Here is a 26,462-nt window from a genome sequence, read left to right as displayed (position 1 = left end):
AGCGAGTGGGCCCGTCCCGCCCGGTGCGCCTCGGCAGCCGGCCGGCCCTGGCAGCGTCCGCCCGTCTGACGGCGGGGCGGCCCGTTCGCGGGGGAGGGGTCCACCGCGAACGGGCCGCCGGTGAGGGGCCGTCCGTGCACGCGCCTGCACGGGCCGTCGGAAGCGGCTTGTGCTCAGGCCGTGGAGCCGCGCTCCTCAAGCATGTCCGCCATGAGCGCGATCTCCGACTGCTGGCCCCGGACCATGCCCGCCGCCAGGTTCCTGATCTCCTCGGTGCCGGCCGCGTCCGCCGCGGCCTGAGCCATCTCCGCACCGGCGCGATGGTGCGCCGTCATCAGCTTCAGGTACCTCACCTCGGCGTCCCTGCCCTTCGCCGAGCGCAGTGCGTCCAGCTCGGTGTCGGTCGCCATGCCGGGCATCAGCGAACCGTCGCCCCGGGGTGCGACGGTGTGCCCCATCCACGCCATGGGAGGCGCACCGGACGACTTCGGCCGGCCCCACATCTCCAGCCAGCCGAGCATCATGCCGCGCTGATTGGCCTGGGTGTTGATGATGTCGTACGCGAGCCGGCGGACCGCCACGTCGGACGTGCGGTCCCGCACGATGAACGACATCTCGACCGCCTGCTGGTGGTGGATCGACATGTCGCGGGCGAACCCGGCGTCGACCGACGTGTCCGACGGCGCGGCCGCCGAAGCGGCCGAGCCCGTCGAGCCGGCCGAGGAGGACGGCCGTACGACCATCAGCGCGACCAGGCCCAGCGCCAGCAGCAGCACCGCGCCGCCCGCCGCCACCATCGGGCGGGAGGAGCGGACCGCAGGCGTCACTGGGCGATCCCGCCGGTGCAGGCAGCGCCCGGTTCCGGCGTCTGCGGGCCCTGCACGTACTTGGTGAAGAACTGCGCCACGCGCGCGTCGGTGGCGCTCGTCACGGTCACCTGCTTGCCCCATGCGCTGAGCATCAGCGGGGCGGCCTGGTCCTCGACCGGGCTCATCAGGGAGTACGGCGTCGCCTTGACCCGCTCGCCGAGCTTCTCGACGTCGGCCGGCTTCGCCTTGCCGGTGTACGTGACCCAGACCGCGCCGTGCTCAAGGGAGTGGACGGCGTTCTCCTTCGGTATCGCCTTCGGGTAGACGTCGGCGTTGCAGTTCATCCACACCGGGTTGTGATCGCCGCCGACCGGAGGGTTCATCGGGTAGTCGACCTGCTTGTCGACATGGTTCTGCGTGAGCTTGTCCCAGGTCCGCTCGCCCCGTACGGGCGAGGACTTGGCCTCGGTCTCGGCCTTCTCCTTGTCGTCGGCGGCGGACATCAGATAGCCGCCGCCCGCGACGAGCGCGGCCACCACGGCGACGGAGGCGGTGAGGGTGACGATGCGGTTGCGCCGCTCGCGGGCCCGCTCCTTGCGGCGGGCCTCCTCCAGCTTGGCGCGACGTGCGGCGGCAGGGGTGTCCTGCTTCTTGGCGGAAGCCATGGGGAAGTCCTTCGGTTCAACAGGGCTGATGGAGTCGAGGGCATGCCGGAGAACGTCCTCGGTGTCCCGAGGAACGGGCCCTGCCTCTAGATCCGTTGAACCTGCAGACGGAGATGGTCGACTTCCCGCACGGCGTCGTTGGACGGGCCGCGGATCGCGGCGGCGCCGGTGAGCGGGGCGACCGGGGCCGTGGTGGTCGCGCCGGGAAGGCCCACGGGCGCGCCCTGGCCGGGCAGCACGACCGGGGCCGCGTGCTCGGAGGTCCCGTGGCAGGAGCTGCCGATGCCCCGGTCCTCCGGGGCATCGGCCACCACGGTCTGTACGACCACGTGGTGCGCGGGCGTCATGGCCCGGGTGGCCGACGGGGTGTGGGTGCCCGGGTGGTGCGTCGCCGAACCCGGCAGCGCGATCGAGCAGCACGAGACCATGGCGAACAGGACGAGCAGCAGGCCCGGAACGGCCGACGCGTGGGCGCCCCGCCGCCGTCGGCTCGTCCGTTCGCTCAGCGTGTTCATCCCCGCCATCGTACGGGGTATGTGAAGTTTCAATGAGGGGTGGGACGCCATGGACGCGCGGGACGGAACCTCCGTTGCCGGAGCGGCGGGACGGTCTGCCCCGGTGACGACGCACTCCAGCAGGCCGGGGCCCCGTGCGGCAGGCGACGGTCCGAGGGCGGTTCTGCCGCCGTGCGATGATGCGCCCATGCCGTACTTGGTGCCGCCCCTCATTCCTCCGGGGCGCCTCGCGGACTCCGTTCAGCCCTCCCTCCCCGTCGCCGACGACCTGCTCCTGCGGCCGTGGCGGGGCGCGGATGCCCCGGCCGTTCTCGCCGCCTTCGCCGACCCGGACATCCAGCGCTGGCATCTGCGCCGGGCCGACACCGAGGCCGAGGCGCGCGACTGGATCGACCAGTGGCGGAACGCCTGGTACTGCGAGACCGGCGCCCACTGGGCCGTCGTCCGTCCCGAGGACGCGGCTGACGGAACCGGGACGGTGCTCGGCCGGGTCGCACTCCGCTCACTGATTCCGGCCATCGGCCAGGCCGAGTGCGCCTACTGGATGCTGCCGGCCGCCCGCGGACGGGGCATCGCGCCCCGAGCCCTGTCGGTGCTGGCGGGCTGGGCCTTCGAGGAGGTCGGGTTCGAGCGCCTCGAACTCGCCCACTCCGTGCGGAACGAGGCGTCCTGCCGGGTGGCGGCCAAGGCGGGCTTCGCCCTGGAGGGGACCAGGCGCCGGGGCCATCTGCACGCCGACGGCTGGCACGACATGCATGTCCACGCCCGGATCCGCGGCGACGGCCCTCCCGGCTGACCCCGACGGGCGCGGCCGTACGGGTACCTCCGGGCGGTCGTACGCGTACCTCCGGCGCTCACCCGCGACCCAGAGCGCGGTCGGTCAGCGGGCCCGCGCAGCCGGTGTAGCGGGCGGGATCGGCCAGCTCGGACAGATCCAGACCGGCGAGCTCGGGCTCCTCGTCCAGCACATCGGTGAGGACGTCGGCCAGATCCGTGGTCTCCGCGCGGGCCCGCGCGGCGGCGTTCACCAGAACCTCCTTGGCGCGCTTGCGGCCGATCCGCTCCGCGAACACGGCGGCCAGCCGCTCCGCGACGATCAGCCCGTCGGTGAGCTGGAGGTTCTCCCGCATGGCGTAGGGGACCACCCGCAGTCCGTCGGTGAGTTCGGCTGCCTCGTACGCGGCCCCGCCGACGAGCCGCAGCAGTTCGCGCAGCGGCTCCCACTCGGCGTGCCACGCCCCGGCCGGCCGCTCGTCCTCGGCGACGAGGCAGCCGTACAACGTCGCCGCCAGGCCGGGAGCGCGACGGGCGGCCGCCGAGATCAGCGTGGCACGCACCGGGTTGGCCTTCTGCGGCATGGTGGACGAACCACCGCCCTGCCCCTCGGTCACCTCGCCGATCTCGGTGCGGGACAGGTTGAGCACGTCGGCCGCCAGCTTGCCGAGCGCGCCGGCCGTGAAGGCGAGCGCGCCCGCCAGGTCGGCGATCGGGGTGCGCAGGGTGTGCCACGGCAACAGCGGTTCGGCCAGGCCGAGTTCGTTCGCGAATGCCTGGAGCAGGGGCAGCCCCGAGCCGGTGTCGTCGTCGGCGGCGGTGCCGGATGTGCCGGCCGCCTCGACGGGGGTGAAGGCGTCGAAGACGGCCAGCGTGCCCGCCGCGCCGCCCAGTTGTGCGGGAAGCGACTCGCGTACGGCCGACAGGCGGTCCCGTGCGTCGAGGATCAGCGCACGCCACCCCGCCGCCTTCAGCCCGAAGGTGGTCGGCACGGCGTGCTGGGTGAGCGTGCGGCCGGCCATCGGGGTGTTGCGGTGGGCGACGGCGAGCCGTGCCACCGCTTCCGCGGCCCGCACCAGATCGTCGAGCACCGGGGCCAGGGTCCGGGCGGCGACCAGCATGGCGGCCGTGTCGAGGATGTCCTGGCTGGTGGCGCCCCGGTGCACATACGGCCGGACACCGGGCTCCACCGCGGCGGCCAGGTCGACGGCCAGCGGAATGACCGGATTGCCGTCCGCACGTGCGCGCAGTGCCAGACTCCGTACATCGAACCGGCTCGCGTCGGCCGCCGCGGTCACCGCCCGCGCGGCCTCGGCGGGCGCGAGACCGCAGCCGTACTGGGCGCGGGTGAGCGCGGCCTCGGCGTCGAGCATCGCCTGCAGGAAGTCGCTGTCGCGGGTGGTCGCCTCGGTGGGGGAGCCGGCCCACCCGGGGGCGAGCAGTCCGGCGTCGCTCTCGTGCATCAGCTGAACTCCAGGAAGACCGTTCGCCGTCCCCGCCCGCGGGCGGGTGCCGGACCGATGGATGGGCGGGGCCGATGGACGGGCGGGACCGTGGGTGCCGCGATCAGTGCGGCCCGGGGCCGCCGGACGTCCGGTTCCGGCGTCCGGGCCCGCGGGGGCGGAGTCCGGCGCGGGCCCCGGGGCCTGCCCGGTGACGACCCGCCGGACGGGCCTCAGCCCTCGTCGCCCGCCCGGTGGATGCCGAACACCGCTCCCTGCGGATCCCGTACCACCGCGATCCGCGGCCCGTCGGGAACGTCCGTCGGTGGCATCAGCAGCTCACCGCCCGCCCCCTGCGCGGTTGCCGCTGTCACGTCGACGTCCGTCACGGCGAAGTACGGCAGCCAGTTCGGCGGCGCCTCCGGCGGGAAACTGTCGTCCATGACCAGCATGCCGCCGAAGTCCTCGCCCGCCACGCCCCACTGGGGATAGCTCCCGGATGCGGCGTTCACCGTCCACCCGAAGACCGCCGGATAGAAAGCGAGCGCCGGGTCGGCCTCACGGGTGACGAGTTCGACCCAGCCGAGCGCACCCGGGGCGTTCAGCAGCTCGGCGCCGGCGAAGGCACGCGCCTGCCACAGCGAGAACACCGCACCGGACGGATCCGCGACCACCGCGAACCTGCCCTGGTCGAACACGTCCATCGGGCCGATCAGCAGCGAACCGCCTGCCGAGTCGACCTTTTCGACCATGGCGTCGACGTCCTCGGTGGCGAACGAAACCGTCCAGGCCGGCGGCTGTCCCGGCTGGTAGACCGGGCTGAGCGCGGCCACGCGGGCGTCTTCGAGGTGGGCCATGGTGTAGCCGCCCGCCGCCTCGCGCGGATCGGTCTCGGAGCGCCAGCCGAAGAGTGCCGCGTAGAACGATCTGGCGGCAGGGATGTCGGGGGTGCTCAGCTCGATCCAGCACGGACCGCTGGGCACTGGTCGGGTGAGCTTCATTCGGTTTCCTCCCTGGACGCACGGATGCGCGGACCGGCGGGTGCGTGGGCGTCTGTCGTCGTGCAACCGAACGCTATTGCGTCGCGGAGAGGTCAGCCATCGGTGCCGCGCGGCGGAGGCGCCGCGAGAGGAAAACGTTTCACGGGTGTAATACCTGCTAAAATATTTGAGTGAGCGATACATCCATCCGGCCCCGCCGGCCCGCCGTACGCAGTCTCCCGCTGGTGGCGCCCCTGCGCCTCGCCCGGCCCTCGGACATGTGGTTCAAACCGGCGCTGAGCGTGGTCGTCGCCACCGCGGTACCGGATCTGGCGCTGCTCGCCCTCGACCGGCTCGACCTCGTGATGTACACGATGGCCGGTTCGCTCTGCGCGCTGTACGGCCACAACCTGCCGTACGCCCGCCGCGCCCGCGCCGTCGCCGGAGTCGTCGTCTCGATGGCCATCGGTCTGGCGATATCCCTGGTCGCGGCCTCGCTGACCGGATCGACCGCCGTGCTGATTGCGGTGGGCGCGCTGCTCGCGGCCGGACAGAAGACCCTCTGTGACGCCACCCGCATCGGTCCGCCCGGACCGGTGATCTTCACGTTCGTCACCTCGGCCGCACTCTTCGCCCCGCAGCACCTCGGTCAGGTGCCGGGCCACCTCACGCTGACCCTGGCCGCGGGCGTGGTCTCCTGGCTGGTCGCCGTCGGCCCCGCGGCGGTCCGGAGGGAGGGCCCGGAGCGCCGGGCGACCGCCCGCGCACTCGACGCGGCCGCGGCATACGCCGCCGACCCCGGCCACCGCACCCGGCACGCCGCGGCCGCCGCCGTGCACGCGGCCTGGCAGACCCTGCTCGCCGCCGGCCGCCCCACCCCCGTGCGCCGGGCGCTCGAACGCCTCGTCGTCCACGCCGAAGCCGCCCTCGTCGGAGGCGCCCTCGGCGATTCCCCGGCCGCCCCGGCCTCCGGCGTCGCCCCGGCCTCCGTCCCCGGCCCGGCCTCCGGCGCCGATCCCGGCCGGCTCCGCGCCTGGGCCCGGCAGACCCGCGCCCGCGGCCCGGTCCCCACCCCGCCGCCCGCTCCCGGTACCTCGGCGGAGCTGTTCGGCATCGACGCCGAACGGGCCGCCCGGCGCACCGGAAGCCGCCGCGACGCCCGCCGTGCCCTGTTGCGCAGCCTGGCCCCGGGCTCTCCGCTGCTGCCCATCGGCGCCCGCGCGCTCATCGGGTGCGCCCTGGCCGGATATGTCTCCCAGGCGGTCGGCGTCGGCCGCCCCTACTGGGCGATCGTCACCGCGGCCTCCCTCTACCAGGCCAATGTGACGCTGTCCTGGAACCGGGCCCTCCAGCGGACCCTCGGCAATCTGCTCGGCGTCCTCGTCTTCGCCGCCGTCCTTCCGGTCAGCCGCACGGGACCCCTGGCCCTGATCGGCTTCTGCCTGTTCTTCGGCTTCGCAGCCGAGGCCCTGATCACCCGCAACTACTGGCTCGGTTCCATCGCCGTCACCCCGATGGCCCTGCTGGTCCTGGAATTCGGCGGCACCCACCCGGCCGGTGAACTCATCGGAGACCGGGTTCTGGACACCGTGATCGGTGCCGCGATGGGCATGCTCGCCGCCGTGCTGGTGACCAATCGCCGGGCCGCCGGACGCCTGGAGCGGGCCCTGGCCGCCACCGAGCAGGCGCGCGCCCACGCCGTGCACGCGCTCGCCGCCCCGCGGCCCACGCCCGCCGACCTCGACGCCGCCCGCCGCAGGCTGACCGGTTCGCTCGTCGAGCTGCGCGAAGCCGATGACACCGCGGCGGGTGAATGGTGGCAGCGAGCCCTGCCCCAGGAGCAGGTCCTCGCGGCCGAGCAGGCCGGACACCGTACGCTCGCGGCGACAGCAACGCGGCAGGGGCTGATCGCCCCGGCCCAGGAGAACGGAGCGGTGTGACCGACGACATCGTCGCCTCGGTGGTACGGCAGTGGCAGGCCGTCAACCCGGAGCTGGACACCGGACCGATGGAGCTCATCGGCCGCATCAACCGCTGCGCGGCCCTGCTTCAGCAGGCGGAGGACGCCCCACTGCGCGCCGCCGGCCTGACCCGTGCCGAGTTCGACCTGCTCGGTGCCGTGCGCCGTACCGACCGCGAACTCACCCCCGGTGAGCTGGCCAGGGAGACGTTCTCCTCCGGCGCCGCCGTCACCAAGCGCCTGCGGGTCCTTCAGGAACGGGGCCTCGTCGATCGCCGCAGCGACGACCGCGACCGCCGCGTCGCCCACGTCCGTCTCACCGACGAGGGGCGCGAGCTGGTCGACCGGCTGCTGCCGCGCCAGCTGGCCTACGAACGCGCGGTGCTGTCCGGTCTCGACGAACAGACCCGTACCCGACTCAGCGCCCAGCTCAGCGAGTTGCTGGTGCAGCTGGAGGGGCGCATCGGCGGGGCGCGGCGTTGAACGGGGGCCGGGCAGCGGCCCCGGCGGCAAATCCCGTGCGGGCATCGGTACGCCGCTGCTAACGTCCCCCGCATGAAGCGCGCTGCCATGACGACGACGCCGGAGAGTGTCCCGGCGCGCTGACAGCTGTTCAGTCCGAAGCCCCGGGGCGAGTGCCCCGGGGCTTCGTCCTGCGGTCACCCGCCCGACGACCGCGAGGAGACCGCCATGCACGACCACCGCAAGCTCGGCCGCGAGCTGGACCTGTTCGACACCAACCCGCTGATCGGCGCCGGGCTGCCCTACTGGCTGCCCGACGGCGCAGCCGTGCGCCACACCCTGGAGGAGTACATCCGCACCGCGGAACGGCGGGCGGGTTACCGGCACGTGTACTCACCGGTGCTCGGCAAGCGGGAACTGTACGAGATCTCCGGGCACTGGTCGCACTACAGCGACGACATGTTCCCGCCGATGGAGCTCGGCGCGGAACAGGTCGTGCTCCGGCCCAGTCTGTGCCCCCACCACGCGCTCATCTACCGCTCCCGCTCCCACAGCTATCGCGAACTTCCGCTGCGTATGGCCGAGTTGGGTGCCATGTACCGCTCCGAACTCTCCGGAGTGCTCGGCGGACTGACCCGCGTGCGGGCCATCCAGCTGAACGACGCGCACATCTTCTGCACCCTGGACCAGGCCGCCGAGGAGGCGCAGGCCGCGCTGGAGCTGATCCGCGGGGCGTACCGGGCGCTGGGCATCAGCCCGGCCCGCTACCGGCTCTCCCTTCCGGGGCCCGGCGGGAAGTACGTGGCCGCCCCCGAGCTGTGGCAGCGGTCCACCGCCCTGCTGACCGACGTCCTCGACCGCTCCGGCCTGCCCTACGAGGCGGCCGAGGGCGAGGCCGCGTTCTACGGCCCCAAGATCGATGTCCAGGTCGCCGACAGCGCGGGCCGGGAGTCCACCCTTTCCACCGTCCAGGTCGACTTCCACCAGCCGGCCCGGTTCGATCTGCACTACATCGGCGCGGACGGCGCGAAACACCGGCCGGTCATGATCCACCGCAGCGTCATCGGCAGCGTGGAGCGCGCCGTCGCCCACCTCGTCGAGCAGCACGGCGGGGCCTTCCCCGCCTGGCTCGCCCCCACTCAGCTGGCGATCCTCCCGGTCTCCGAAGCCGAACTGCCGAACGCCGGGGCACTCGCCCGGCGGTGCACCGGCCTCGGGCTGCGCGCCGAGATCGCCGGACCGGAACGCGGCACCCTGGGCGCCCGCATCCGGGAGGCCCGCCTGGTGCCCTACCAGGCCGTCATCGGTGCCAGGGAAGCCGTCGACGACCATGTCGCCCTGCGTCTGCGCGACGGGCGCCGGCACGATCCGCAGCCCGCCGACGATGTCCTCGCCCGCATCACCGCCCTCATCGAGGCCCACAGCACCGACCTCTGGGACTGAGGGCTGTCCCGTAGTCCCTGGCGGGCGTGCGAGGGCAGCTACGGCGCCTCGCCGCGTTGTCGGAACGCTCGAATACCTCCAGTATCCGGGCGCCCCTCCGCCTTGCGATGCACCGCATCCGACGCCGCACGCCGATCCACCAGGGACCACGAGGCAGCCCTTAGGGCCCGGGGCCGGCCCGCCAGTCACCAGTGCGCTCCTTTCGATCCACTTCGATCGCATGTGCGCTCGCCCCTCGGTGCGAGACGGTCCTCACTTCGTCCGAAGCGGTTCTCCGGGCGCCCGGCGGGGCGTCCCGCCGGGCGGGACGGCGGGCGCCTCGGATCGCGGACCCCTCTCGATCGTCACTCCCCGCGCACGTGCGGAGGCGGTGCGTGCAAAAACTCGTGAGTGTATTACCGCGGGAGCGCTCGCGCAGGGGGTTGGGTGAATGTGCCGAAGCCCTGATTCGATCTGACTAAGCTCACGCGCAGCGAAGTCGAGTTGATATGAATTCGAGCGCTTGTTCCCAAGTGTCCTTCAAGCGCGTTTACCTCCCGAATCAACCGCCAGAGGTTTTAGATGGTTCGTGTTGAATCACCGCCGAACGAACGGGAAGCCCCCGTCGTTCGCGCCATGTTGCTGCCCCTGCTTCTGATGGGCGGCGCGACCGCCGCCGCGGTGGCACTGGTTTCCGGGGCCGCGCGCATACCAGTCGTCTGGTGCGGCGCGCTCGCCACCGTCCTGGTCACCGCACTCACCGTTCAACTCGCCCGCCGGGCACGCGACATGCGCACCCAGCGCGCGGTGTACGAACGGCGCTTCGCCGACCTGGAACGGCGCATCGCCATCCACGACGACGAGACCGTGCGGATCAGCAAGGAGCTCCTGCCGGCCGCCATCCACCGGCTGCGCGTGGGTAATTCGCCCGAAGAGGTGCTCCGGGACGTCGTCGACTCGGACGAGCTGTACCGCGACCTGCCCGACGCCCAACGCACCCTCGTCTACACGGTGCTGAACATCATCGACAACGAAGAGGCGATGCGTGACTCCGCGCAGCGGGCCTTCGTCAACGTCGCCCGGCGCGTCCAGGCGATCGTCCACCGCCAGGCGAGTGAACTGCGGGAGATGGAGGAGCACCACGGGCGCAATCCCGACGTCTTCGACGACCTGCTCCGCATCGACCACGGCACCGCGCTGATCGGCCGTCTCGCCGACTCCATCGCGGTACTCGGCGGCGCCCGCCCCAGTCGTCAATGGCCCAAGCCCGTACCGCTGTTCAGCGTGCTGCGCGGCGCCATGTCGCGGATCCTGGAATACCCGCGGGTCGATCTGCACTCGATCGCGAAGGTCGCCATCATCGGCACGGCCGTCGAGCCGCTCATCCACGCCTGCGCCGAACTCCTCGACAACGCCACGCGCTACTCGCCGCCGCAGACCCGGGTGCACGTCACCGCCGTCGAGGTGCAGACCGGCATCGCCATCGAGATCGAGGACGGCGGAGTCTCGCTCAGCGAGGAGGCCCGGTCACGGGCCGAGAACATGCTCGCCAGGGCCCAGGCCGGCTCCAACATGAACGACCTCGGCGAGTCCCCGCGGCTCGGCATGGCCGTCGTCGGACGGCTCTCGCGGATGTACGACCTCCAGGTCTCGCTGCGGCAGTCCGCCTACGGCGGCGTCCGGGCCGTACTCATCGTGCCCCGCGCCATGATCACCACCGGCCCCGCTCCCGGTATCGCCCACGGCATCGGAGCCACGTCGAGGCCCACCAGCGACATCGACCAAGAGGCGATGAAGCACGTCGTACCGCCCCGCCGCAAGCCCCGCCCCGTGGCCCAGCGCCCCGCCACCGGACCGGTCGCCCCCGTCACCCGGCCGGTCGTCCCCGCAGCTGCCCTGGAGGACGACGTCCCCGTGGTGACCGAGTGGACCGCCGGAGGGCTTCCGCAACGACGGAGCCGCGGCCGTGCCCCCCTGGGCTCGCACAATCTCCCCGCACAGTCCGTCGACCCCACCGCAGGACAGCGCAACGGCCACGTCAACGGCTACGTCAACGGCCACGGTCAGGGTCAGGGGAACGACAGCGGCAAGGAACAGCCCCCCGGGCTCTGGCTTGAGGCCTTCACCAACGCCGTCAACGGCGTGCCGCAGGACCCGAAGACCGACGAAGACTCTGACGATGCCTGGGACAAGGGAGACCTGAAGTGATCCAGCAGCGGGGAAATATGGACTGGATGCTCAAGGAACTGGCCGACGACGTACCGGACATCCACCAGATCGTGGTGCTCTCCGCCGACGGTCTGCGCATCGCCCGGCACGGCGGCGACCCCGATGTCGCCGACCGCCTCGCAGCGGCCTGCGCCGGACTGCAGAGCCTGGCCGCCGCCGTCGCCTCCGAAATCCCGTACAGCGACGGCCTCATGCGCCTGGTCGTCATCGAAGTCACCGGCGGCTTCTTCTACTTGATGGCCGCCGGAACGGGCGCGTACCTCGCGGTCCTCGCCGGTGAGACCGTGGACGCGGGGCTCGTCGGATCGCGGATGCGCGACATGGTCGTCAGGATCGGCGCCCATCTGACGAGCCCTCCGCGCCATGACGGGCAGTCCGGATGAATTCTCCCCGACGAGAACGCCGAAAGGCCGATCCGGCACTGAGCGATCCGGAACGGCTGTACGTGATCACCGGCGATCCCGACGGCAGCGAGCGGGCGCCGCTCGACCTGGTCACGATGGTCGTCGCGAAGGCCCAGCCGACGCCGACCGTCCAGCCCGAGCAGGCCGTGATCCTGCGGCTCTGCCAGGCGCCGTTATCCGTCGCCGAGATCTCGGCGTACCTCCGTCTGCCCTTCAGCGTGGTGACATCGCTCCTCACGGAACTCCTCGCGAGCGAACTCGTCGAATCGCGCGCGCCCATCGTCCGCGCCACTCTCCCGGACAGGTCCCTTCTCGAAGCGGTGATGCATGGACTTCAGAAGCTCTGACACGATCACCGGCCCGCGGCGCGAGGACGTCCTTCCCACCACGGCCACAGCCGCGGTGAAGGTCGTGATCGTCGGCGGGTTCGGGGTCGGCAAGACGACCATGGTCGGATCGGTCAGCGAGATCCGGCCGCTGACCACCGAAGAGACCATGACCCAGGCCGGTGTCGGCGTGGACGACAACTTCGGAGTGGAGAACAAGACCGCCACCACCGTCGCCATGGACTTCGGCCGGATCTCCATCAGCGAGGAGCTGATCCTCTATCTGTTCGGCACCCCGGGCCAGGAACGGTTCTGGTTCCTGTGGAACGGCCTGTTCGAAGGCGCCCTCGGCGCGGTGGTCCTCATCGACACCCGCCGCCTCGAAGTCAGCTTCGACGTCATCGGGCGGCTGGAGGAGCGCGGCGTTCCGTTCGTCGTCGCCGTCAACACCTTTCCCGACGCACCGAAACACCCGGTCGAGGCGCTGCGCAGCGCCCTGGACCTTCCCGAAGAGGTTCCGATGATCGACTGCGACGCCCGGCTGCGCGCCTCCAGCCGCGACGTACTGATGACGCTGATGCGCTATCTGCACAGTCTGGCCCTCCCGCTCGCCTGACCGCAGTACACACCCCCGCGCGTCCCATCCGTCTGGTCCTTGGAAACCTGATCCCTGGAGCGATCGTGACAACCCCATTCCACTACGAGCCCGGAGCGGCCCAGGGGCCGGTACCGCCCCCCGAGTGCCCGGCCCACGGCCTCGGCATCGGCCCCGGCGGACTACGCCGGCTCTACGGCCCGGAGGCAGAGCGGGACCCCCACGGGCTGTACGACAAACTGCGCGCCGAACACGGCAGCGTGGCGCCCGTGCTGCTGCACGGAGACGTGCCCGCCTGGCTGGTCCTCGGGCACAGCGAGAACCTGCACATGACCCGGACCCCCTCGCAGTTCTCCCGCGACTCGCGGCGGTGGCGGGCGCTGCAGGACGGCAGTGTCGCACCGGACCACCCACTCGCCCCGATCTTCACCTGGCAGCCGATCTGCGTCTTCGCCGACGGCGCCACCCATGAGCGCCAGCGCGGCGCCGTCACCGACAGCATGGGCCGCATCGACACCCGCGGGGTGCGCCGCCACGTCAACCGCTACAGCAACCGGCTCGTCAACGACTTCTGCCAGGAAGGCCGCGTCGACCTGGTCAGCCAGTTCGCCGAACGGCTGCCGATGATGGTGATGTGCGCGATCCTCGGCATGCCCGAGGAGTACAACGACCGGATGGTCCAGGCCGCTCGCGACATGACCCGGGGCACGGCCACCGCCGTCGCGAGCAACGCCTACGTCCTCGACGCCCTGACCCGGCTCGTCCAACGCCGCCGGCGCGAGCCCGCGGACGACTTCGCCACCTGGCTCGTCGAGCATCCGGCGGGGATGAACGACCAGGAGGTCAGCGAGCATCTGCGGCTGGTCCTCATCGCCTCCTACGAGGCGACCGCCAACCTGATCGCCAACGTACTGCGGGTGGTGCTCACCGACCCCCGCTTCCGGGCCAGGCTCAGCGGCGGACACATGACGGTGCCCGAAGCGGTCGAGCAGACGCTGTGGGACGAACCGCCGTTCACCGCGGTCTTCGGACGCTGGGCCGTCGGCGACACCGAACTGGGCGGCAAGCAGATCAAGGCGGGCGACGCGCTGATCGTCGGCATCGCACCGGCCAACACCGATCCGGTGGTACGGCCCGACCTCAACGCCGACATGGAGGGCAACCGGGCCCACCTCGCGTTCAGCGGCGGCCCCCATGAATGCCCCGGGCAGGACATCGGACGCGCCGTCGCCGACGTCGGCGTCGACGCCCTGCTGATGCGCCTCCCCGACCTCGAACTCGCCGTCGACGAGAGCGAGCTGAGCTGGATCGGGAACTTCATGGGCCGGCACCTGGTGGAGCTTCCGGCGGACTTCGCGGCGCGTCCGCCGCAGGACGACAGGGAACCACCCTCCATGGGCAGGCCGAACCCGCAGCGCCAGGACTGGGAGGTCCAGTCGACGGTCCGGCACACCGCTCCCACCCCCGGCCGCGCCCCCGGTCCCGCCCCGGCCGCCGCACCCGCCGCCCCGGGCACGGGCGCGGATGCGGTATCCACGGGTGCGACACCTGTGCGCTCGGCCGCCGACGAGCCCGGAGACACCCCCGCCGAGCAGTCCGCCACCGGGCGGATCCCGCAGCAGCGCGGCGAGACCGCACCGGCGCGGCTGTGGCGTGCCGTCTCGCGCTGGTGGAGCGGGGACTGACCCCGGCCCCGCCCGCCCCGGGCGGGGCCGGGTCCGGCCAACGGCCCGGTGGCCATGGGCCCCGCAGGTCCACGGCCACCGGGCCGGGCGTCGCGGGCGCCGGGCGGGAGCCGCCGCCCGGAGTCGCTCGGACCGGGGCCGGGCCGGTCCCCGTACCATGCGGAAGCGTGAAGCTGACAATTCTGGGCGGCGGCGGATTCCGGGTTCCACTCGTGTACGGGGCGCTGCTCGCCGATCACGCCGAGGGCCGCGTCACCGCGGTCACGCTCTACGACACCGACGCCGACCGGCTCACCGCCGTGGCCAGGGTGCTCGGTGACCAGGCCGCGAACGTTCCGGACGCCCCTCCCGTCAACGCCACCACCGATCTCGACGAAGCACTGCGCGGCGCCGACTTCGTGTTCTCGGCGATCCGGGTGGGCGGCCTCGAAGGCCGGGCGGCCGACGAACGGGTCGCCCTCGACGAAGGCGTACTCGGCCAGGAGACGGTCGGCGCGGGCGGCATCGCGTACGGGCTGCGCACCGTGCCCGTCGCCGTCGGCCTCGCGCGGCGCATCGCGAGACTCGCCCCGAACGCCTGGGTCATCAACTTCACCAACCCGGCGGGCCTGGTCACCGAGGCCATGTCCCGCTACCTGGGCGACCGGGTCATCGGCATCTGCGACTCCCCGGTGGGCCTCGGCCGCCGGATCGCCCGGGTGCTCGGCGCCGACCCCGACCGGGCCCGGATCGACTACGTCGGCCTCAACCATCTGGGCTGGGTGCGCGGACTGCGTGTCGACGGCCGCGACGAGCTCCCACGGCTGCTGGCGGACCCGGCCCTCCTCGGCTCCTTCGAGGAGGGGCGGCTCTTCGGCGCCGACTGGCTGAAGTCGCTGGGCGCCGTCCCCAACGAGTATCTGCACTACTACTACTTCAACCGGGAAGCCGTACGCGCCTACCAGGACGCCGAGCAGACCCGCGGCGCCTTTCTCCGCGAGCAGCAGGAGGGTTTCTACGCCCGGATGAAGGACCCGGCCGTCCCCGCGCTGCAGGCCTGGGACCGCACCCGCGCCGAACGCGAAGCCACCTACATGGCGGAGAACCGGGAGGTCGCCGGGGTAGGCGAGCGGGACGAGAGCGATCTGGAGTCCGGCGGCTACGAGAACGTGGCACTCGCCCTCATGCGGGCCGTCGCCCGCAACGAGCGGACCTCGCTGATCCTCAACGTCCGCAACCGGACGACGCTTTCCGTCCTCGACGCGGACGCCGTCATCGAGGTGCCGTGCCTCGTCGACGCGAACGGTGCCGATCCCGTCGCCGTCGACCCGCTGCCGTACCACGCCGTCGGTCTGGTCACCGCGGTCAAGGCGGTCGAACGCGCGGTGCTGGACGCGGCGGAGAGCGGCTCACGCGCCGCCGCCGTGAAGGCCTTCGCGCTGCACCCGCTGGTCGACTCCGTGGCGGTGGCCGGACGCCTCCTCGACGGGTACCTGAAGGTCCATCCCGGACTCGCCTATCTGAACCGGCCTTAGAAGGGCGCCGCGAACCGGCCCTGGAAGGGCGCCGAGGACGCCACGAAATCGGGTTGGACGGAACGGAGTTCGTTGCCGACCAGGAGGTGGAGCAGGGCGTCCAGCCACGCGCCGGAACGGGCGGCGAGGGCCTCGCCGTCCGGCGCGGCCCCGTCGTCCAGTGTGCCGAGGAAGGTACGCAGCAGCGTCGCGGCGCGGGTCAGGCCGGTACGTGACAGTGCCGTCGCCGCCTCGTCCATGCGGGAACGGGCGGGGACCGTCAGATGCCGCAGCCCGCCGTGCGGCACCGCCGACAGGGCGGACACCGCCTCGTCCAGCACCGCCGTCAGCGGATCGGCCGGCCTTCCGACCGCGGCTGCCAGGGCCGTGGAACCGTCACCGGGGGCGAGATCGGGCACGACCGTCCCGGCCGGGGTGAGCACCGCGATCGGATCGATCTCGATCCCGCCGCCGGAACGGCGCACCGAACCACTGACATGGGTGGCGCCGCCCTCCAGCGCGTCGGCCAGGGCGTCCAGTGCGCCGGGGCACTCCGGCCGGTAGGCGGACGTCACCAGCGCGGGGGCCCCCGAGGCGTCGCGTACGACGGCTTCGAGGCGCTGCTCGGCAGGGTCGTAACCCACGCTCTCCACCTCCGACAGCGCGACGACATGGACGGCCTCCGCCTCGACCCGCGGGCGGATCAGCCGGGGCGGCCTTCCCTCCCAGCCCGCCGTCAGCGCGGACAGGTCCCGTACGAGCAGAGGGTCCGGAAGCTCCGTCCAGGCGGCGCCGACGGGCGTGATGGTCGTCGTGCCGAGCCGGCCGCGGGCGATCGTCAGCGCGCGGCTCGCCGTGCGGCGCACGCTCTCGCTGACCAGGCTTCCGGCGGCCAGCGAGGCCAGCGGCGTACCGAGGACCCGGCGGGTGGCCAGTCGGTGGCCGGTGAGCTCCTTGCCCTCGGCAGCCGTCCAGGTCCTGCGGAGGACGAGGACGGTACCCGCGCCGGGATGGGCGAGATACACCTCGGAGACCAGGGACTGCGCCGTGCCGTGGACCCGGCAGCCGAGCGAGGTCAGCCGGACCCGGCGCAACGGGGTGTCCCCGGCCTCGCGGGTACCCAGCACACCGGGGAGCGCGGCGGCCCGTCGCCGGGCGTGCACTTCGGCGAGCAGGGCGGCGACCAGCTCCGGGCGGTAGTGGGCGCTGCGGTCGGCGTACGCCGTGAGCTGGTCCGTCAGCTCGGCGAGCGCACCGGCGGGCCAGTGCAGCGACGCGGCCGCCAGCCCGGCACCGGCCCGCGCCAGGGCTCCGCCGAGGACCGGCCCGGCATGGGCCACACCCTCGGCCAGCAGTTCGTCCGCCAGCTCGGCGGCCGCGTCGAGCGCGGGCCCGGCCGAGGGCGGGGCGGTGGCGCGCCCACCGACCTGTACGGAGACGGATCTTTCGCCGGCACCCGCCTCGTCGGCGGCCCGGAACGCCCATACGGCGAGCGCCACCACCTCGCCGCGCAGTGCGGCGGCCGCGTCCGTCAGCGCGTACGCGATCTCGTCCGGGACCGGGAAACGCACCGTGCAGGTGGGCAGTTCGACCCGGGGCTCGGGATGGTCCGGGGACGGGCGGTGCACCAGCGCGGCGTAACCCCGCTCGAAGGTGCGGCGGGCCGCGGCGAGCGGACGGGCGCCGACGGCTTCGGCGAGAGCCGTGTCGTCGGTGCCGCCGGGAGACCACTCGGCGGCGGGGGCGGGGGCGCCGACCGCCTCCGTCCCGCCCTCGCGCTGATAGGCCAGCACCAGGGCGACGAGGTGGCGGCACACGCCCGGCGCGGCACAGCTGCAGTTGCCGGCGTCCAGGCCGGTACCGGGTGGCAGCGCCGTGCTGGTGCCGTCGTCGAAGCGGGCGCGCACCGTGGTGTCGGGGTCGGTCGTGAGCGTGGGGACCGTGCCCCCGTCCAGCTCCTTCGCGGCCCGTTTGACCAGGCCGCGGTTGGCCAGCGCCGCGAGCGTGTCCGGGGTGAGGGCGAGCAGATCGGGGCGGGCCGCGACGGGGCCGTTCGATACTTCGCTCATCGGCCCAGCCTTTCGGCAACGAACTCGGCGAGGCGACCCGGTGTCATCGCCCCGATGTGCGCCCCGGTGGCGGCGAGCCGCCCGGCCAGTTCACGGTCGTACTCGGGGTTGGCGTCCTCGTCGAGCGCGGCCAGTCCCAGCACGGTGGTGCCCTGCTCCACCAGGGTCCGCACCGTGCGCAGCAGCCGGTAGGGGTCGCCGCCCTCGTAGAAATCGGTGATCAGCGCGACGATCGTGCGCCGCGGATTCTCCACGAGACCCGCGCCGTACTCCACGGCCCGTGCGATGTCGGTGCCGCCGCCCAGCTGGACCCGCATCAGCAGCTCCACCGGGTCGGTCACATCGGAGGTCAGGTCCACCACCTGGGTGTCGAAGGCGACCAGGTGCGTCTTGAGACCGGGCAGGCCCCACAGGCACGCGGCGGTCACCGCGGAGTGGATCACCGACCCGGCCATCGAGCCCGACTGGTCGACCAGCAGGATCAATTGCCACTGCGTCACATGGCGGCGGGTACGGGAGTGGAAGTGGGCGCGCTCGACGAGCAGGCGCCGCTCGGCCGGCTGGTAGTGGGCGAGGTTGGCCCGTACGGTCTGCCGGAAGTCGAAGTCCCTGGCGAGCGGTACCCGGCTGGGCCTGCGCGAGCGGGTGCCGTGGAACGCCCGGCGGATCTCCGGCTGGAGTCTGGCCAGGAGCTGTTTCACCACCGATTCGACGATGCGCCGTGCCAGTCGCAGCACCTGCGGGTTCATCAGATGCTTGGTGCGCAGCACCGCCCGCAGCAGCGTCGGGCTCGGCTCGACCCGCTCCAGCACCGCGGGATCGGTGACGATCTCCTGGATGCCGTACCGCTCGACGGCATCCCGCTCCAGGCGCTCGACGGTCTCCTTCGGGAAGAGCCGGTGGATGTCGTCGAGCCAGTCGACCGCGGTCACCACGGACGGGCCGTCACCACCCGTGCGGGGGGCGGTACCGGAGCGGCGCACTCCGCGTCCGGTGAGGTCGGGGTCGCGGCCGTAGAGCCAGTCGAGTGCGGCGTCCCGGCCGGCGTTGCCCGGTCCCAGCGACCCGGTGTGCCGTTCGGCGGCGGAGCCGAGGACCAGCCGCCACCGTTCCAGCCCCTCGTCGGGAGCCGCCGGGGGAGCCGTACCGGCGCTCCGTCCGGGAGCGGTCGCCCGCTCGGGTACGTGTTCGGGGGTGGTCATGGGGTGGCTCCCAGTTCGTAGCGGGCCAGCAGTCGCGACACGGACTCCTCCAGGTCGCGGGCCCGGGCGATCAGCAGCGGGTCCGCCGTGGTCCGCAGCAGGGAACGCGACGAGCCGCGCACTCCGCGCCGTTCCAACAGGCGACCGGCGATCCGGTCGCGTTCGCGTGGCGGGAAGAAGGCGAAGGCCTGACGCAGCGCGGGCAGTCCCGACAGGAACGCGTCGTCGGGCAGCGCGCACACCAGGCTGTCCAGTACATCGATCACTGACTCCGCGCCACCGCCCCCGTTCCCCACGGCGCCCGTCACCTCGTCGCGGGCAAGCGCGAACAGTCCCGCCAGCCAGTCGCCGAGCGCATCCGTACCGGCCGTCGCCACCGCCCGTACCGCCCCGGCCGGATCCCCGGGCGCTTCCGGCACCTGCGCCAGCGCCCGGTGCAGCCCGAACGCGGCCCCGCGCAGATCCATCGGCGCCTCCCGGTCACCGCTGATCCGCCACGCGATCGCGGCCGCCGCCGCCCGGGGGACCGAGACCAACTGCGGCGCGTGCAGCACCGCGTCCCGGACCGCGACCACGGCCCGCAGGCGGGCGAAGTCCACCCCCGGCGCGCCGCGCGCTCCCTCCAGCAGCCACAGCAACCGCCCTGTCGCCCCGTCGATCACGGCGGCGAGCAGCGGGCCGTGCGCCACCCCGAACACCCGGTCGTGCCGCCACAGCCCCAGGGCCGTGGAAAGGATCTCCCCGAGCGAACCGGCGATCTTCAACTCACCGACCCGGGCGGCCAGTTCACCGAGCAAATGCTCCGAGAGCCCGTCCGTCCCGCACAGCACGGCGTCGAACAGCGTCCGGGCCAGGGCGTCGGCCTCCGCCGCTCCGTTCCGCGTCCGCTCGGTGAGCGCGACCGCGGCCGCCGCCGCCAGCGTCGCACCGTACGCCCCCGCCTCCACCAGGGCGGACTCGCGGCCCGAGGCGGACTGCGGATCCCAGCGTTCGGTGAACACCGGATCGATGCCGTGCTCGGGGCCGGCGGTCCGCCCGTGACCGGGGATTCCCAGCACGCGCAGCCGGTGGAACACGCGGCTGCGCTCCAGATCGGCGGCGTCCGTGAGATCGAGGCGGTACGAGGCTTCGGGGCCGCCGTCGAGCGCCAGCCCGGCCAGTTGCGCCGCCACATCGTGGACCAGGGGAGGTACCGGAGTACCGGGATGGAGACGACCGGTACGGTCCCCGCCGCAGGCCGCGACCATCTCGACGACGGCGGGATGGGAGCCTGCCGTCAGCGGGCCCCGGCTCGTCCACGGGAGGGGGCGGTCCAGGTCGTCCGTGATCAGGGCACCCGCCAGGCCGTCCAGCACGTCGATCCTCGCCGGGTACGGATGGCCGCGCAGCGCCGTGAGCCCCTGGGCCAGGCCGCGTGCCGCGATCAGGTCGGCGGTGGACACCGGGAACCTGCGCTCCCGCAGCCGCTCGACGACCGCGCGCAGCAGTCCGTCCGCCGCGCGTGCGGGGCCCGACTCCCACACCTGCTGGTAGTAGCCGGGCGACGGCATCCCCGACTGGTACCCCGCGAAGGCGTCCAACTGGCGGAAGGAGTACGGCACGAGGAAACTCCCGGCCACGGCCCCGGCCGGCGGGGCGGGCACCCGCGGCCACCCGTCCGCATCCCGTTCCCTCCGGCCGCCCTCGCCCGCGCCGGCCCCCTCACGGGAATCGGCGAGCGCGCGGAGCGCGGGCTGGTGGAAGCCGCCGGTCACCACCAGCACCGGCCGGTCCCCGGCCATGGCGACCGCCGCCCGCACCCACTGAGCCATGTACGCCTCGCGCGCCCGGTCGCCCGCGTCGGCCCGCGCGTCGCCGCGCACCAGCGCGAAGTACGCGTCGAGCCGCTCGGCGAGGCCGTCGTCCGGCTCGACCTCGAACAGGCGGTCCCAGAGGGCGTCGGAGGAATCCACCGCGAAGTGCCGGCACAGCCGCTCCGTGGCGTCCGCGTAGCGCACCTCCGCGTCGGCATAGCGGTTGGTGCGCTCGGCGAAGGCCGGATGCCAGGCCGGCAGGTCGATGAACCGGACCTCCGCACCGGCTGCCCGCCCCGCACGCAACGCGACCCACTCCGGCGAGTAGTCGCACAGCGGCGCCCAGGACGTCGCTGCCCGCTCCTCGTCGCGGTAGTGGCTGAAGACCGCGACGGGCAGCTCGTGCCCGAGCAGCAGCTCGTCCAGCCGGGCGTTCATCTCGGCAGGACCCTCGATCAGCACGTGGGCGGGCCGCAGCTCCTCGACGGTCCGCTCGACGAGCCGCGCGCAGGCGGGGGAGTGGTGCCGCACCCCCAGGAACACCGCGGACATCAGTCGGCCAGCAGATGACGCGCGTCGTGCAGGGCCTTCCACTGCGGGCCGCGACGGCGCGGTACCCGCTGCTCCAGATAGCGCCGCAGCCTGGCCAGGTCCTCCGGGCTGTCCTTCGCCGCCGTGCCCGCCAGACACGCCACCACATCGGCGGCAGTGCCCGGCTCGCCGCGCAGGAACCAGCCGCGCACGCCCACGGCATGGGCGACCGAGACCGCCTCCGCGGTACTCATCACGGCCGAGGGGCGGCCGGGGCCCCCGCCCGGCCCGTCCTTCTCGCCGGCCCCCGCACGCAGCTCCCGGAACGTACCGACCAGGACCTCCAGCACATCCCGGTCCGGCGGCGGCTCCACTCCCGAACGCCGCAACAACGCGGTCACCTCCGCCTCGACGAGCGCCAGTTCGGTGTCCAGGTCGGGGATCGGGAACACGGTCTCGAAGTTGAACCGCCGCTTGAGCGCCGCACTCATCTCGTTGACGCCCCGGTCCCGGGTGTTGGCCGTCGCGATGACGTTGAAGCCCTGCCGGGCGAAGACCATGCCGTCCGGTCCGGTCAGCTCGGGGATCGCGACCACCCGCTCGGAGAGCAGCGACAGCAGCGAGTCCTGCACCTCCAGCGGACAGCGGGTGATCTCCTCGAACCGCACGAGCCTGCCCTCGGCCATGCCGCGCAGCATCGGAGCCGGGACGAGTGAGCGGGTGGAGGGCCCCTCGGCCACCAGCAGCGCGTAATTCCAGCCGTACTTGATCTGGTCCTCGGTGGTGGCCGCACCGCCCTGCACCGTGAGCGTCGAGTCGCCGCTGACCGCGGCCGCGATCAGTTCGGAGAGCAGCGACTTGGCGGTGCCCGGCTCCCCGACGAGCATCAGTCCACGGCTCGTCGCCAGTGTCACCAGCGCCCGGTCCACCAGGGAGGGATTGCCGACGAACTTCCGACTGATGCCCGCGTCCGCGTCGCCGATGACGAATCGGCGCGCCGCACGCAGGCTCAACTCCCAGCCCGGCGGCCGCGGATCACGGTCGCCGGCCCGCAGCGCGGCCAGCTCCTCGGCGTACCGCACCTCGGCCGGGGGCCGCTGGACCGGAGCCGCTTCGCCGTCCGGCATCTCGATACGCGCTTCGTCCCTCACGGTCATGACGCGACGCCCTCGGTGAGTTCGGTCAGGTCGCAGAGGAGCTCGGACACGGTCACCGCGTCCAGGCCGGCGAAGCGCAACTGGTGGCTGCGGCGGTCCCAGTGGTCATTGGGCAGGCTGTCGAGCCAGACCGTTTCGAGGATCTGGTCGGGGAACATGTCGACGACCCCGACCGCGATGCCCTCGTGCAGCGCGATCACCAGATAGCAGTCGTCGGCCAGCCGCTTGGAGATCCAGCGCTCCACGCCGGCGTCCTGCGGTGCCCCGCGCTCCCAGCCGCGCCGCTCCAGCCCCAGGACCTTTCCGGTGGGCACCTTGAGGCCCTCGAACCGGCTGAGCCGGTACCCTGCCAACTCCTCCTCGGGGAGCGCGAGCACGGTGCGCCCGAGCTGCGGGAACGGCTGAAGGATCTCGTAGTCGGCGAACACCTCGGACCAGGCCGTCAGTTCGTCCCCGAGACGCAGCGGGTGCGGGAGCGAAACGGTCGCTTCGTCCGCCAGGGTGAAGGCATCGTCCTCCGCATCGGCGAACGTGCGGTCCTCCGCGACCCGGAAGGCCGTGGGAGCCGCACCGTCCGTCTCGCTCAGCCACACCAGCCGGCGCACCAGATGCCACAGCAGCGGATGACCGACGAAGAGCTCCCGGAACTCCTGGGCCGTCCAGGAACGACCGGTCACCATCGCGGCCTCCAGCCGGCGCACCTGGTCGGAGGCGACCGTTCGGACGTCCTTCTTGAGCGCCATGAACCGCTTGCGTTCCGAGGGGGCGAGCTCCGCGTCGTCCCGGGCACCCGGTTTCGGGAGGTCCTTGCGCCGCTTGCCGTCGCCGTCCAGCACATACGGCCGCAGCTGCTCGTCGAAACCGACGACGAACGAACGGGTGCCGTAGTCGATGACCGTCGAACCGTCCGTGCCCAGACCGAAATCCGGCACCAGGCGGTCGGAGAGCTGCGCCCCGGTCAGTCCCAGCCCCGCGGCGACCTCGGCGATCTTCTCCTGGGCCCGTACCTTGAGCGCCTTGAACTTCACCCGCTGCGAGATGCCGTGCAGATGCAGGAGCGCCACGTCGCTGCCGATGGCAGCCAGCACATCGAGGCCCTCCACGGCCCGGTGGTGCGCGGCCTCGCCGGGCCAGGAACGGATGACCGGGGTGATCCGGCGGACTGTCCCGTCGTCACCCAGCAGCCCCAGCGCGTGCAGCGCCCATGACTCCTTCGCGGGCATGTTCGCCAGCCGCCACTGCTCGAACAGGGCCCAGGCGAACTCGGCGAGCGAGGCCGCATCGGCCGTCCCGGTGAGCGAGGAGATCCCCGGGTAGGGCTCGCCGGGCTTCGACAGCGCCAGCATCGTCAGGACATGGCGGACCGACTGCCCCGGCAGCGCGCCACCGGACCGGACCGCGATCTGCGGAAGCAGCGAGGGCTCCGCCCAGCCGGGCAGCACCGGCATCCTGGCAGGCAGCGCCCGCTCCAGCGGGTCCACGGCCAGCAGCTCGTCCACCGCGGCCGCCGCTTGGGCGCCGTACACCCGGGCGGCCTCGCGTACCGCGTCGTCGCCGTGCACCGCGGCGATCAGGGTCAGCGCCTGCTCGGCGGCGCGCCGCGCGGCGCCCGCCCTGCCCACGGCATCCGGCACCAGGAGCGGGGCGGCCGCGACTCCGTGCCGGGTGAACCAGGAACGGGTGGTCGCCGCGGTCGACTTGAGCCGGACCAGCCAGCTCGCCATGTGCCGGGCGACCCGCACGTCGACGAACGGCAGCAGCAGCGGGGCGAGCGCGCTCGGCTGCCGGGGCGCGGCGCGCAACAGCAGAGGCAGCGCGGTGAGCCCGAAGCGGGCGGCGATCGGCCTGAGGGTGTCCTCGCCGTCCCACAGGTCGGTCGGGTCCCACGAGTCGAGCAGCGGGGCGACCAGCTCCTCGTCACCGTGGACGAACAACCAGGCCGGCCGCAGGTCGCCCAGGCTCAAGCTGTGGCGCACGGTGGCAGGGTCCTGCTGCCAGTCCTTCCACTCGCTGCCGCTGTGCTCGGTCGTGTACCAGGAGGAGGAGGCCGCCCATGCGGCACGCTCCTCGGGCAGCCACTCCACCGAGGGTTCGGACACCGCGGTCAGTCCCGTCACGACCGTCGCCGCGGCCTTGGTCCGGGGCCGGGACCACGGCGGTGCCGTGAGCACGGCCGGCAGGTCGTCCAGAGGTGCGTCGGCGATCAGGTCCGTCGGGTTGAGCAGCGGTTCGACGATCCTCACCACTTCGGCGTCGAGGTCTCCGAGCACGAGCGACACCAGGTCGCGATGGGCGCCGACATGGCCGCGGAGCAGCTGCGACGACCGGGACGCCGCGGCCGAACCGTCGCCCGCCCCGGCGGACAGCAGCCGCAGTGCCCGCACCGGATAGCGGCGCATGGCGTCGAGCAGGGCGGGGCGGACGTTCTTGGAGTCCGCCCCGGCCAGCAGGGCGCGGAACGCCTCGTCGGTGGGCAGCTCGGCCAGGGAGTCGGCGGCGAGCCTCACGCCGTCCGCGTAGGAGTGGTTGCCGTCGAGTACGTCGGCCAGCGCCGGGGCGATGGCCGGGCCGATGCCCTCGGCGAGCGTCGCGATGAACGCGACGCCGTCGGTGAGGTTGGGGCGGTAGGGGAGCAGCGCCAGCTGGTCGGCCGAGTTCAACGAGCTGAACACCATGGCACGCAGGGTGCGGTCCTCCTCCGCGCCCACCCGGGGATCCGTGCAGAGCTCGTCGACCCAGTCGGTCTCACTCGGTACGAGATAGGAGACGATGATCTTGCGGAGGGTGTCGGTGCGGCACCCGGCCAGCTCCTCGACCGTCGCCCGGTAGGTCTCCTCGTCGGCCGCGGCGATCAGCGCACGGACCCGGTCGATCGGCGATCGGTGATGCGTCGCCCAGTACGCGTGGCGCGGGCCCGCGAGCGCCTCCAGCCTGGGCGCGCTGCGCTTGCGGCCGCTCTGCTGCCAGTCGGCGTCGACCGAGAACAGTTCGGTCGCGGTCCGCGCGGCGAACGGCAGACCGTAGCGCTCGGACCAGAAGTCCGCCCAGGCGGAAAGCCCGAGGATCGCGGTCAGAGCGGCCGCACCGACCGGTGAGGGGTTTCCGGCGAGATGAGCGCGCAGCCGATCGGCCAACCCGGCGTCCGAACGCGGTGCGTCCACGAACTCCTGGATCCATGCGGCATCTTCCACGAGCGCGGCCTCGATCGCGTCGAGCGCCTCCCGCTGCACCCTGACCGGGCTCCGGCGCACTCCACCGCGCCGGGGGTGGAGAACCCGCCTCCAGTTGGGGGGCAGCGTGAAGGTGTCCTCGTCGGGCGGGGTGGGAGCGGCCTCGTCGGACAGTGCTCCCGGGGTCGCACCGGCCTGCTTCGTCGCGGTGGACACGGCACTGCCCGGAGCCGCCGTGGCGGACACCGCCGACGCGCCCACTTCGCGGTACCCCTTCTTCTCCTTCTCCGCGATCGTCTTGAGGACCTGCGCCGCCGCGGCCTCCGCCGACGGGTACTCCTTCGTCTGCGTCCGTCCGTCGCTCCCGCACCGCCCGTAGCGCACTGTCACCACGGTGCCCTCGGTCTCGGTCTCCCAGAACTTCGACGCACTGCCCTCGACGTATTCCCAGCGACGCACAGCCCCGCCCCCTCCACACCCGCAGCCCGCTCCGCCGCGGGCTCCTCGATCAGTGGTGCCACAGTAGAACGGACCACTGACAACGGAGCGTGACCGGGATGAGCGGCGGGGAAAGACGCAGGTCAACCGCTGGAGGAAGGCTCTTCTCCGTGCACGGTCCGGGCAAAGGGCACTTGGGAGACCTGCCGCTCCACCTCGCCCACCGCCGCGGGCGCGCTCGGTTTCAAGGGCGGAATCCGCCGCCGCGACCCCGGGGCGGCCCGGCTGACGGCCCGTCTCGCGGCGGGCGGACACGGCGCACGGGGTGTTCCAACTGTGCC

General features: G+C 72.9%; 20 protein-coding genes. 10 read left to right on the top strand and 10 right to left on the bottom strand.

The features are described 5' to 3' along the window. Positions 1-173: 173 nt before the first annotated feature. The 3 genes from ACIOMQ_RS23525 to ACIOMQ_RS23515 form a co-directional block, all read right to left on the bottom strand. Entirely contained in the window at positions 174-827 is a 654-nt protein-coding gene (locus ACIOMQ_RS23525; RefSeq protein WP_401756272.1) for a DUF305 domain-containing protein, read from the bottom strand. Further along, positions 824-1,474, bottom strand: a complete 651-nt coding sequence (locus tag ACIOMQ_RS23520) for a DUF3105 domain-containing protein (protein WP_362196429.1) — start codon at positions 1,472-1,474, stop codon at positions 824-826. The genes ACIOMQ_RS23525 and ACIOMQ_RS23520 overlap by 4 nt, the downstream gene beginning before the upstream one ends. A gap of 86 nt (positions 1,475-1,560) precedes the next feature. After that, positions 1,561-1,989, bottom strand: a complete 429-nt coding sequence (locus tag ACIOMQ_RS23515; protein WP_362196426.1) for a hypothetical protein — start codon at positions 1,987-1,989, stop codon at positions 1,561-1,563. 187 nt (positions 1,990-2,176) lie between these two features. Between ACIOMQ_RS23515 and ACIOMQ_RS23510 the strand changes: the two genes are divergently transcribed. Beyond that, on the top strand, positions 2,177-2,785 hold the full coding sequence (locus ACIOMQ_RS23510) for a GNAT family N-acetyltransferase (protein ID WP_362196423.1): 609 nt from the start codon (positions 2,177-2,179) through the stop codon (positions 2,783-2,785). A gap of 58 nt (positions 2,786-2,843) precedes the next feature. Here the strand turns inward: ACIOMQ_RS23510 and pcaB are convergent, their stop codons facing one another. Further along, positions 2,844-4,226, bottom strand: a complete 1,383-nt coding sequence (gene pcaB / locus ACIOMQ_RS23505; protein WP_362196419.1) for a 3-carboxy-cis,cis-muconate cycloisomerase — start codon at positions 4,224-4,226, stop codon at positions 2,844-2,846. Between the two features lie 212 nt (positions 4,227-4,438). Then, complete coding sequence (locus ACIOMQ_RS23500; RefSeq protein ID WP_401265662.1) at positions 4,439-5,206, bottom strand: VOC family protein; 768 nt, start codon at positions 5,204-5,206, stop codon at positions 4,439-4,441. Positions 5,207-5,376: 170 nt separating this feature from the next. Here ACIOMQ_RS23500 and ACIOMQ_RS23495 point away from each other — a divergent pair, with 170 nt between their 5' ends. The 9 genes from ACIOMQ_RS23495 (at position 5,377) to ACIOMQ_RS23455 (ending at position 15,782) form a co-directional block, all read left to right on the top strand. Continuing rightward, positions 5,377-7,125, top strand: a complete 1,749-nt coding sequence (locus ACIOMQ_RS23495) for an FUSC family protein (RefSeq protein ID WP_402190181.1) — start codon at positions 5,377-5,379, stop codon at positions 7,123-7,125. Next, complete coding sequence (locus ACIOMQ_RS23490) at positions 7,122-7,628, top strand: MarR family transcriptional regulator (RefSeq protein ID WP_362196410.1); 507 nt, start codon at positions 7,122-7,124, stop codon at positions 7,626-7,628. Before ACIOMQ_RS23495 ends, ACIOMQ_RS23490 begins: the two co-directional genes overlap by 4 nt. A 207-nt stretch (positions 7,629-7,835) precedes the next feature. Beyond that, positions 7,836-9,050: a threonine--tRNA ligase gene (gene thrS / locus ACIOMQ_RS23485; protein WP_402190178.1), complete on the top strand. Its 1,215-nt coding sequence runs from the start codon at positions 7,836-7,838 to the stop codon at positions 9,048-9,050. Positions 9,051-9,611: 561 nt separating this feature from the next. Next, positions 9,612-11,237: an ATP-binding protein gene (locus tag ACIOMQ_RS23480; protein ID WP_362196404.1), complete on the top strand. Its 1,626-nt coding sequence runs from the start codon at positions 9,612-9,614 to the stop codon at positions 11,235-11,237. Then, on the top strand, positions 11,234-11,641 hold the full coding sequence (locus ACIOMQ_RS23475) for a roadblock/LC7 domain-containing protein (protein WP_362196401.1): 408 nt from the start codon (positions 11,234-11,236) through the stop codon (positions 11,639-11,641). Before ACIOMQ_RS23480 ends, ACIOMQ_RS23475 begins: the two co-directional genes overlap by 4 nt. Next, on the top strand, positions 11,638-12,009 hold the full coding sequence (locus tag ACIOMQ_RS23470) for a DUF742 domain-containing protein (protein ID WP_362196398.1): 372 nt from the start codon (positions 11,638-11,640) through the stop codon (positions 12,007-12,009). The genes ACIOMQ_RS23475 and ACIOMQ_RS23470 overlap by 4 nt, the downstream gene beginning before the upstream one ends. Then, positions 11,990-12,604 (top strand): ATP/GTP-binding protein, encoded by a 615-nt coding sequence (locus ACIOMQ_RS23465; protein WP_362196395.1) that lies wholly within the window; start codon positions 11,990-11,992, stop codon positions 12,602-12,604. Before ACIOMQ_RS23470 ends, ACIOMQ_RS23465 begins: the two co-directional genes overlap by 20 nt. 65 nt (positions 12,605-12,669) lie before the next feature. Next, on the top strand, positions 12,670-14,268 hold the full coding sequence (locus ACIOMQ_RS23460; protein WP_402190176.1) for a cytochrome P450: 1,599 nt from the start codon (positions 12,670-12,672) through the stop codon (positions 14,266-14,268). Positions 14,269-14,435: 167 nt separating this feature from the next. Further along, complete coding sequence (locus tag ACIOMQ_RS23455) at positions 14,436-15,782, top strand: 6-phospho-beta-glucosidase (RefSeq protein WP_402190173.1); 1,347 nt, start codon at positions 14,436-14,438, stop codon at positions 15,780-15,782. Here ACIOMQ_RS23455 and ACIOMQ_RS23450 read toward each other — a convergent pair. Genes ACIOMQ_RS23450 through ACIOMQ_RS23430 form a run of 5 tightly spaced genes read right to left on the bottom strand, consistent with a single transcriptional unit; the run spans position 15,779 to position 26,142 of the window. After that, a complete protein-coding gene (locus ACIOMQ_RS23450; protein ID WP_402190171.1) occupies positions 15,779-17,830 on the bottom strand; it encodes a hypothetical protein in 2,052 nt (683 codons plus the stop codon). The genes ACIOMQ_RS23455 and ACIOMQ_RS23450 overlap by 4 nt on opposite strands. Then, the gene (locus ACIOMQ_RS23445) at positions 17,827-19,032 is read right to left on the bottom strand and encodes a VWA domain-containing protein (protein WP_362196383.1); all 1,206 of its coding nucleotides are present in this window, start codon (positions 19,030-19,032) and stop codon (positions 17,827-17,829) included. Before ACIOMQ_RS23445 ends, ACIOMQ_RS23450 begins: the two co-directional genes overlap by 4 nt. Next, the gene (locus ACIOMQ_RS23440; RefSeq protein WP_402190168.1) at positions 19,029-21,377 is read right to left on the bottom strand and encodes a DUF5682 family protein; all 2,349 of its coding nucleotides are present in this window, start codon (positions 21,375-21,377) and stop codon (positions 19,029-19,031) included. Before ACIOMQ_RS23440 ends, ACIOMQ_RS23445 begins: the two co-directional genes overlap by 4 nt. After that, positions 21,377-22,513 carry an AAA family ATPase gene (locus ACIOMQ_RS23435; RefSeq protein ID WP_401756297.1) on the bottom strand — a complete coding sequence of 379 codons (1,137 nt, stop codon included), beginning with the start codon at positions 22,511-22,513 and terminating at the stop codon, positions 21,377-21,379. Before ACIOMQ_RS23435 ends, ACIOMQ_RS23440 begins: the two co-directional genes overlap by 1 nt. Continuing rightward, positions 22,510-26,142, bottom strand: a complete 3,633-nt coding sequence (locus ACIOMQ_RS23430) for a DUF4132 domain-containing protein (protein WP_362196374.1) — start codon at positions 26,140-26,142, stop codon at positions 22,510-22,512. The genes ACIOMQ_RS23435 and ACIOMQ_RS23430 overlap by 4 nt, the downstream gene beginning before the upstream one ends. Positions 26,143-26,462 lie beyond the last annotated feature (320 nt).

The organism is Streptomyces sp. NPDC087845, from assembly GCF_044742755.1.
Taxonomy (GTDB): Bacteria; Actinomycetota; Actinomycetes; order Streptomycetales; family Streptomycetaceae; genus Streptomyces.
The sequence above is the reverse complement of the archived record's forward strand: the minus strand, read 5'-3'. Positions and strand labels throughout refer to the sequence as shown.